Raw genomic sequence first — 7780 nt, 5'->3', positions numbered from 1 at the left:
TAACCGAAAAACTGCTAGAAGATGGCATAAATAAAATCGGTCTTGGACCACAAGGCATGAGCGGTGCAAGCTCTGTGATGGGCGTGCATATAGAAAACTGCGCCCGCCATCCAAGCGTAATCGCAGTTGCTGTAAATGTGGGCTGTTGGTCGCACCGCAAAGGGTACATCGTCTGGGACGCAGATCTAAATTTCGACGTAAAATCGCACAAGGAGTTCGCGCTATGAGTAAGAAAATTTTAACCACGCCAATAAGCGCTGATGATCTTTCAAATATCAAAATCGGCGACGTCATATACCTTACGGGACACATCAGTTTGTAGATTTGGCTAGCACACAAAGAGAGCTAGCAGATGAATTAGGAGCTAAGTTTTTAGAATTTTGTAGTTCATACCTAAATGAAAAATGTGTTATTGCCAAAAGTGAATTTACTTACCAAGAATCTTTTTTGCCAGCAAGCCTAACTATCGAAGCCTACACTAAAAAACCGACTGCTAACACAACAATGGTAGATGCGTACATTGGTAATGTGCATTTTAGGTTAAATTATGATTATGTATATGAAGAGTATGATGATGACCATTTTAAAGATGAATATGCGTATCAATATCTTGACTTTCAAATATAACAAGTGCTATAATACAACCAAGTTACATTTAAAGAAAGGAGGGTAAATCATGGCAAACGGAGATTATGAAGTAACTCATAATAGGATTCTTAATAGTGTAAAGAAAAAATATCATTCATACAAAGGTAAAGTAGGAAAGATTGCTGATAATATAATAGACAGAAATTTTAAAGCTGATAAGCCGTTACAAAAATGGAGTACTGATGTATCTCAATTTAACTTTTCATGGAGTAAATGCTACATTTCACCAATACTTGATATGTATACAAATGAAATAATCTCTTATGACTTATCCTTAAGTCCTAATTTAGAGCAAATATCTAAAAAGATTTTGTTAACTTCTTTATATTGAGGATAGGAGACTATATAAAAGATTTTTACTATTAATTAGAAAGAGTGGATAAATGGGAAAAGGTTTCTTTAAGAATAAAAAATTATGCATATTGGTTCTCTTTGTATTGCTATTGCTTTTAATACTAACTTTTATTTGTTTAGGAAGATATCCGGTTAGCCCCTATGAAGCATTTATGATTATATACAAAACAATAACCGGAGATGTTAGCGGCTTAGGCGTATATGAAACTAGTGTAGTAATTGACATAAGACTACCTAGAATACTTATGGCAGTTTTAGTAGGTGCAGGGCTATCACTGGCAGGAGCAGCATATCAAACTGTTTTTTCAAACCCTTTAGTTAGCCCGGACTTACTAGGGGTGTCTTCAGGAGCAGGTTTTGGGGCGGCTTTATCTATATTATTATCCCTAAACATGATAGTGACTCAGCATGTTTCTTTGCTTCTGGGGCTTTTAGCAGTTTATATAGTTTTAAACCTATCCAGAGTAAAAAAACGAACAGATTTGTATGTGTTAGTTTTATCCGGAGTAATTGTAAAGTCACTATTTGATGCTTCAATATCATTTATTAAATATATAGCAGATCCGGAAGATAAGCTTCCAACTATCACTATGTGGTTGCTGGGAAGTTTAGCAAGTGTATCCTATAGAGACCTTGTTATTTGTTCAATAATAATAATACCTTGTATTTTCGGCTTCTTTCTATTAAGGTGGAAATTGAATCTTTTATCTCTAGATTCTGATGAGGCTAGGTCTTTAGGAATTAATGTAAAAAAATTACGTATTGTGGTTATCTTACTCTCAACATTGATAACTGCAACTACAGTTTCTGTATGTGGAATTATAGGATGGATAGGTTTAATAATTCCCCATTTGGCGAGAATGGTTATCGGAAATGATAATAGGTACCTTATTCCAACTTGTTGTGTTATGGGAGCAATTTATTTATTACTGATAGATACCCTTTCAAGAGCAGCTACAAGCAATGAAATTCCCATTTCAATATTAACAGCATTTATAGGTGCGCCATTATTCATAACTATACTTAGAAAGAATTCGGGAGAAAGAAGATGATACTCCAAGTTAAAAAAGGTACTTTTTCATATGACAAGAGAAAAATTTTAAAAGATATTTCATTTGATTTAAAAGAAGAAGAAGTAATGTCCATTCTTGGACCCAATGGGGTGGGTAAAACTACTTTCTTAAGGTGTCTTATGGGATTTTTAAAATGGGACACGGGAAAAGCCTTATTGTTCGGCAAAGATATAAATGAATATGCAGAAAAAGAATTATGGGAAAACTTAAGTTATGTTCCTCAAGTTAAGAAAAGTGTGTTTAGTTATGGGGTTTTAGAAATGGTTGTGATGGGTTTAGACAAGGAAAACAGTTTTTTCCATATCCCTACGAAGGAAGATTATGATAAAGCTTATGAAACTTTAAAAGAATTAGGAGTTGAAAAGCTATCAAATAGATACTGTGATGAGCTATCCGGAGGAGAGCTTCAAATGGTTATGATTGCGAGAGCTCTTGTTTCTAATCCAAAACTTCTTATTTTAGATGAACCGGAGTCAAACCTGGATATGAAGAATCAAATTAGAATCATAGAGGCAATTAAACATATAAATGTAAATAAAAAATCTGCTTGCATAATAAACACTCATTTTCCTAGTCATGCATTGCAGATATCTGACAAAACTTTGTTTATCGGTAGTGACTACAAAACAACCTTTGATGAAAGTTCGAAAGCCATTACTGAAGATAACTTACAAAAGTATTTTCAGATCAAAGCTAAAATTTTAATTTTTCAAGCAGAAGAAGTTGAATACAAAACAGTTGCACCTTATAAAGCCATATAGAACTGTTAGAAGGAGGTTAATGAATGGAATATAGAAAATTAGGATCTACAGGCATACAAATTTCAAGAATATCTATGGGAAGTCATCACTTAAAGAATCCCCAAGATATAGATAAACATGCAGAAAATTTCTTCTATGCATATAAACAAGGAATAAATTTCTTTGAAACCGGCGATACTTATGGGAACAATTGTTCAGAACTTATATTAGGTACAGCCATAAAAGAAATGAAGAAGCATAAAAAACCATTTTATATTATGTCAAAGACACATGCCGGAGATTCTAAAACATTTCGAAAAAATCTTGAAAATTCTTTGAAGAATTTAGGAATAAGTTGTATTGACTCCTTTACTTGTCTTTGGGGTGTAAAATCTTTTGAAGAATGGAGAGGAGCTAAAAACTATGGAGCTATAAGAGAGATGGAAAAAGCAAGAGAAGAGGGACTTATTAAGCATATTACTTTTTCTTCACACTTACAAAATAAAGAACTAATTAAGATGATTGGGGAGTATAAATTTGATTATAGTTTACAGGGCTTTAATATAATTAATTCCAAATACAGATTAAAAGGAATAATGAAGACTCATGAAAAAGATATAGGGACAATAGCTATGAATCCGCTGGCAACAGGAGACTTGTTGCTTTATGAAGATATATTTAACGCTATTCGTATAAAAGAAGACCAAACTTTGGTTCAAGCGGCATATGCATATATTCTGTCCTTCCCTTTTATAGATTCTGTACTGGGAACCTTTAATTCAAAAGATGAAATTAATGAAGCTATTAAAACCCTATATCAAGAACCTTACTCTGCTAAAGAAAGGAGTGAACAAGAAGGAAAATTAAAAGAAAGAATTAATCAAGTTGATTTAAAAAGAAAGATAGAAGTTGGCAAAGCTCTTAGACAAAGACCTCATATATTAAGAGAAGAAGTTGCAGATTTGTTTGGAGTTTATCCACTAAGTGTATAATTTTCGAAGGAGGAAAAATGAAAAGAAGGATTAGTTTATTATTATTTTTAGTACTAGCATTAATTTTAAATGCTTGTGGCGGCAGCTCTCAAAGTAATAAAAATGAAATCAGTGAAAACAAGGAAAAAGAAGCTAGTCAAGTGCAAGAAGTTAAAAAGGTAAAAGAAAGCGAATACTCGGTTACTGATGTTAGAGGAAAAACGATTAAATTTGAAAAAACACCGGAAAGAATTGCAACGGTGGACAAGCCTCTTCCGTCTATAATATATGCAATTGATGGAAAGACAGATAAAATTGTAGGATGCAACCCATCTTCTATTAAAGCTTTTGAAGAAAGTGTTTTAAAAAACATGTATCCACAACTAGCTAATGCGAATACTAAATGGTGTTCAAAAGACGCAGTTGTTAACGTGGAAGAGTTATTGAAGCTAAAACCGGATGTAGTGTTTATTTATTCGAATATTGAGAAAGAAATTGAAAAAATGGAAGCTGCAGGACTTAAGGTAGTAGCTTTAAAGAGGGCAGAATTTGACAGTATAAAAGAAAATATAAAAATGATATCTGAAGTACTTCAAAAGAAAGAACGTGGCGACTTATTAGTTGAATATATGGACAAAGGAATTAATGAAGTAACATCAAAGTTAGCTGAAATAAAAGATGAAGATAAACCAAAAGTTATAGAGTTTTATAGTGACATGAAAATAGCTGTAACAACATATGACCATTGGATGAAACCAAGTGGAGCCCATAATCCGGCCCACGAGCTTAAGGGTAAATTGGCTGACGTGGACATGGAGCAGATGATTGTATGGAACCCTGATATCATTTATTTAGGAAATCATTCAGACTTAATGCCGGAAGACTTTATTGAAAATAAGCAGGAAGGTAGAAACTGGTCAACAATTAAAGCTGTAGCTAACAAACAAGTATACAAAATTCCTATAGGTGTTTATAGGTGGGATCCTCCTGGGGTTGAAACTCCGCTTACAGTTAAATGGGCTGCAAAAATACAGTATCCACAATTGTTTTCAGATATGGACATGGAAGTAGAGTTAAAGAATTTCTTTGAATATGTATATGATTACAAATTATCAGATGATGAAGTTGCTACAATATTGAGGAAGTAGTTTTAACAAGAAAGGAAGAAACATGGATAAATAAAATAAAAGTATTAGAAATATGATTACAAATTATCAGATGATGAAGTTGCTACAATATTGAGGAAGTAGTTTAACAAGAAAGGAAAAAACATGGATAAAATAAAAGTATTAGAAAAAGGACATGAATTAGAATATAGCTTTGATAATTTACTAAGCTATCATGGTGTAGGTTATCCTGGGGGAGTAGCTCATGCATTTCAAGTCATGAGTAGAGCCTTTCCACTTTTAGATGATGGGAAATTATTAGAAAGAAGAGAGATATACCTTATTACAGCATTTCCTGGACCGGGAGGGCTAGATGCTTTTGAAATGGTAACAAGATGCGTAACAGATGGTAGAATTTCCGTTGATATTAATTTAAAAGAAGCTGAAGAAGTCTTAGAAAGTCCCCATGGAAGATATTATTTTAAATTCAAGTATAGAGATAAAACAGTTGTTATAACCATAAAGCCAGGTTTTGTACTAAAAGAATTTATTGAATTAGCAAGAAAAGAAGATAGAAGTGAAGAAGAAGAGACTACTTTGATTCAGATGAAAAAAGATATGGCAGCAAGACTATTGGCCGCTAAGCCCGAAGAAGTATATAACGCAAAAGTTCTATAAAAGAAAAAGAGAAGGGTTTTGATATGTACCCTCCTTACTGGACAAACCAGTAAGGAGGGTATTTTTTTGAAAATAAAGATGCGTTTGAGTTATTAGTGTTTGGTTCTTATGGAACAAAATACAGTAATTTTTTAGGCTGTATAATAAATATGGGGTTTTAGGGACTATCCCTAACGAGGTCTTTTTGTCTGACTTGTCAGACAAAAAGTATCCTCGCCCAGGTGAAATACAAGATGGCTTTTTGATAGCAAAATACCATATATAGAATATAGATGCAAGCTGGTTTAGGTTATGTTTTTCGTTGTTATCGATCCGTTTAAGATAAATCAAAGAACATATAGCAAAATATTAAAAAGCCATAAAATTAAGCATAATTTTAGAATCTTAAATAACCTTAAATTATAAATCAATCTTTACTATTTATGCTAACAATCTCATCATTTTAAATAGTTTATCACCCTTCCCCTCCTTGATAAAAATTTACCTCCTCAACTAGATCCTTTAGAATTTTTGGAGTTACTGGCTCCCCATAAGTATTCATGGTGATCTTATATTGTTGTTCATGCCCTACAAGAGCAGCTATATGCTCAACTCTTTGGCCACTTTGGATGAGCTTGTTTATGAAAGTATGCCTAAATGAGTGAAACGTCCTTGTTTTATCACCATCTTTTATAACTTTAGTATTTATCTTCTTTCTAAAATATTCAGAGAAGTCTTTATTGTCACAGCTAAATAGCCTAACTGCTTTGCCACATTTCCTAGCTAGCTTCTTTTTACTCTCTATAAATTCAAACAGCCCAATACTACCTAACTTAGAGTGTATAGGAACTATTCTTACAGAGTTTCTAGTCTTTAAAGTCTTGCTCTTGCCTGTTTTTACATCTACTTTTGTATTTAAACTAAAGCATACTATGTTATATTTTTCAACTATGTCATCCGTATTTAACTGTATTATCTCATTTAGTCTCATGCCAGAGTAGGCTGCTATATGAGTAACGAAAAATAGCTCATCTTTGTTAATTCTTTGACTTTTGGTATCACCATTTGATCTTATCTTACTCACAATATCCAAAAGTGCATTTACGTCACTATCTTCATAAGGGTTTTTATTTGTAACGTCATCTTGGTTTAAATTTATTTGTAGATCTGTAGCTGGATTCTTATCTATATAGTCGCTATCATAGCAGTATTTAAAAAACTCACTAACTCTAACAATATACTTCTTGATGGTTGATTTAGAAATTTTTGGTCTATCTTTTGCCAAAGATATGATCTCATCTAGACTCTTATTTTTATAGAGACTATTTTGAGAGAGTTTGGTTGGTAGTTGCAGTAAGATATTTCTAAAATTTAGCAAGTCATCTCTTTTTATCTTTTTAATATCTAGTCCATAGCCAAATTTCATAGACATTAGCCGCCCTACATGTCTAACAAGGCCTAATGTGCTATCACTCCAGTTGTTTGAAATACTTGTGTTTGATACATAGTTTTCAAATGCGCTCTTTAGCGTGAGCATGTCAGCTTTGCTTTCGTTTTTAGCAGTTGAGTCTAGCTGCGATATAAAGCTTTTAGCTCTATTTGAGAAGAGCTTTTGAAAGAAATTTATAGCTTCATTAAAAGTCATGTTACTAGCATCACTTGTATCATTCAAAGCAAGATCTTTAGTCTCAATGTCACTTAAAACTATGCCTTTATCTTCATATTCATCTGCATTATATAGCTTTACCTGACCACCAAAGGTAGGATCATTTAAATTTCCATATCCAAATTTTAGATCATCACTTAGCTCATTATCTCCATCTGGCGATAACTCACAACCAAATATTCTTAAGATATCGTTTTGTGTGAGTGCACCCTTTTGTTTTGCTAGCTCATTTATAGCATCTCTTAGCTCACAAACAGAGTTTTTTAGAGATTTTTTAGTAAAAGGTAGCACCAAATCCTGCTTTTTTAAAGCTTCTATGTCGTCTTGATAGCTATCTATGCTAGCCTCTTTAATGCCCTTTGCTATCTCGTCTTTGGTACCATCATCTAAATTTACACTCTTATCCTTTTTACCAAGTGGCACAAATGCTTGTTGCTCATCATTTAGTAGCTTTTGGTTTTTGCACATCTTATATGATATGTGATTTATGTTATCTATCGTTGTCTCAAGCACTCTTTTGCCAAGAAGCTTTTTGGTTTGAGGATCAGTGCAAGATAGCTTTTTG

9 protein-coding genes are annotated in these 7780 nt (G+C 33.0%); 8 read left to right on the top strand and 1 reads right to left on the bottom strand.

Translation table 11 applies throughout. The features are described from left to right. The 8 genes from CYP05_RS04260 to CYP05_RS04220 all read left to right on the top strand — a co-directional run. The coding region (locus tag CYP05_RS04260; RefSeq protein ID WP_181001167.1) for a fumarate hydratase at positions 1-227 on the top strand (227 nt) is incomplete at its 5' end. Positions 228-324: 97 nt separating this feature from the next. Continuing rightward, positions 325-627 carry a hypothetical protein gene (locus tag CYP05_RS04250; RefSeq protein WP_021086679.1) on the top strand — a complete coding sequence of 101 codons (303 nt, stop codon included), beginning with the start codon at positions 325-327 and terminating at the stop codon, positions 625-627. Positions 628-676: 49 nt separating this feature from the next. Next, positions 677-979: a hypothetical protein gene (locus CYP05_RS10060; RefSeq protein WP_219809355.1), complete on the top strand. Its 303-nt coding sequence runs from the start codon at positions 677-679 to the stop codon at positions 977-979. 52 nt (positions 980-1031) lie between these two features. Continuing rightward, a complete protein-coding gene (locus tag CYP05_RS04240) occupies positions 1032-2054 on the top strand; it encodes a FecCD family ABC transporter permease (protein WP_103642090.1) in 1023 nt (340 codons plus the stop codon). Further along, positions 2051-2836 carry an ABC transporter ATP-binding protein gene (locus CYP05_RS04235; RefSeq protein ID WP_009295486.1) on the top strand — a complete coding sequence of 262 codons (786 nt, stop codon included), beginning with the start codon at positions 2051-2053 and terminating at the stop codon, positions 2834-2836. The genes CYP05_RS04240 and CYP05_RS04235 overlap by 4 nt, the downstream gene beginning before the upstream one ends. A gap of 23 nt (positions 2837-2859) precedes the next feature. Next, positions 2860-3807, top strand: a complete 948-nt coding sequence (locus tag CYP05_RS04230) for an aldo/keto reductase (RefSeq protein ID WP_103642089.1) — start codon at positions 2860-2862, stop codon at positions 3805-3807. Between the two features lie 17 nt (positions 3808-3824). Beyond that, the gene (locus tag CYP05_RS04225) at positions 3825-4934 is read left to right on the top strand and encodes an ABC transporter substrate-binding protein (RefSeq protein WP_103642088.1); all 1110 of its coding nucleotides are present in this window, start codon (positions 3825-3827) and stop codon (positions 4932-4934) included. A gap of 123 nt (positions 4935-5057) precedes the next feature. Then, positions 5058-5570, top strand: coding sequence for a hypothetical protein (locus CYP05_RS04220; protein ID WP_009295483.1), 513 nt, complete (start codon positions 5058-5060; stop codon positions 5568-5570). Between the two features lie 454 nt (positions 5571-6024). Here the strand turns inward: CYP05_RS04220 and CYP05_RS04210 are convergent. Further along, positions 6025-7780 (bottom strand): tyrosine-type recombinase/integrase (locus CYP05_RS04210; RefSeq protein ID WP_103642087.1); only part of this gene is annotated, 1756 nt, incomplete at its 5' end.

The organism is Campylobacter concisus (assembly GCF_002913545.1).
Lineage (GTDB): Bacteria > Campylobacterota > Campylobacteria > Campylobacterales > Campylobacteraceae > Campylobacter_A > Campylobacter_A concisus_AV.
Note: the sequence above shows the minus strand (reverse complement) of the source record. Positions and strands in the feature narration are given on the sequence as shown.

Excerpts from the sequence above, each read along its gene's own strand:
- CYP05_RS04235 (WP_009295486.1), top strand. The coding sequence starts at position 2,051 with ATGATACTCCAAGTTAAAAAAGGTACTTTTTCATATGACAAGAGAAAA.
- CYP05_RS10060 (WP_219809355.1), top strand. The coding sequence starts at position 677 with ATGGCAAACGGAGATTATGAAGTAACTCATAATAGGATTCTTAATAGT.
- CYP05_RS04240 (WP_103642090.1), top strand. The coding sequence starts at position 1,032 with ATGGGAAAAGGTTTCTTTAAGAATAAAAAATTATGCATATTGGTTCTC.
- CYP05_RS04230 (WP_103642089.1), top strand. The coding sequence starts at position 2,860 with ATGGAATATAGAAAATTAGGATCTACAGGCATACAAATTTCAAGAATA.
- CYP05_RS04220 (WP_009295483.1), top strand. The coding sequence starts at position 5,058 with ATGGATAAAATAAAAGTATTAGAAAAAGGACATGAATTAGAATATAGC.
- CYP05_RS04225 (WP_103642088.1), top strand. The coding sequence starts at position 3,825 with ATGAAAAGAAGGATTAGTTTATTATTATTTTTAGTACTAGCATTAATT.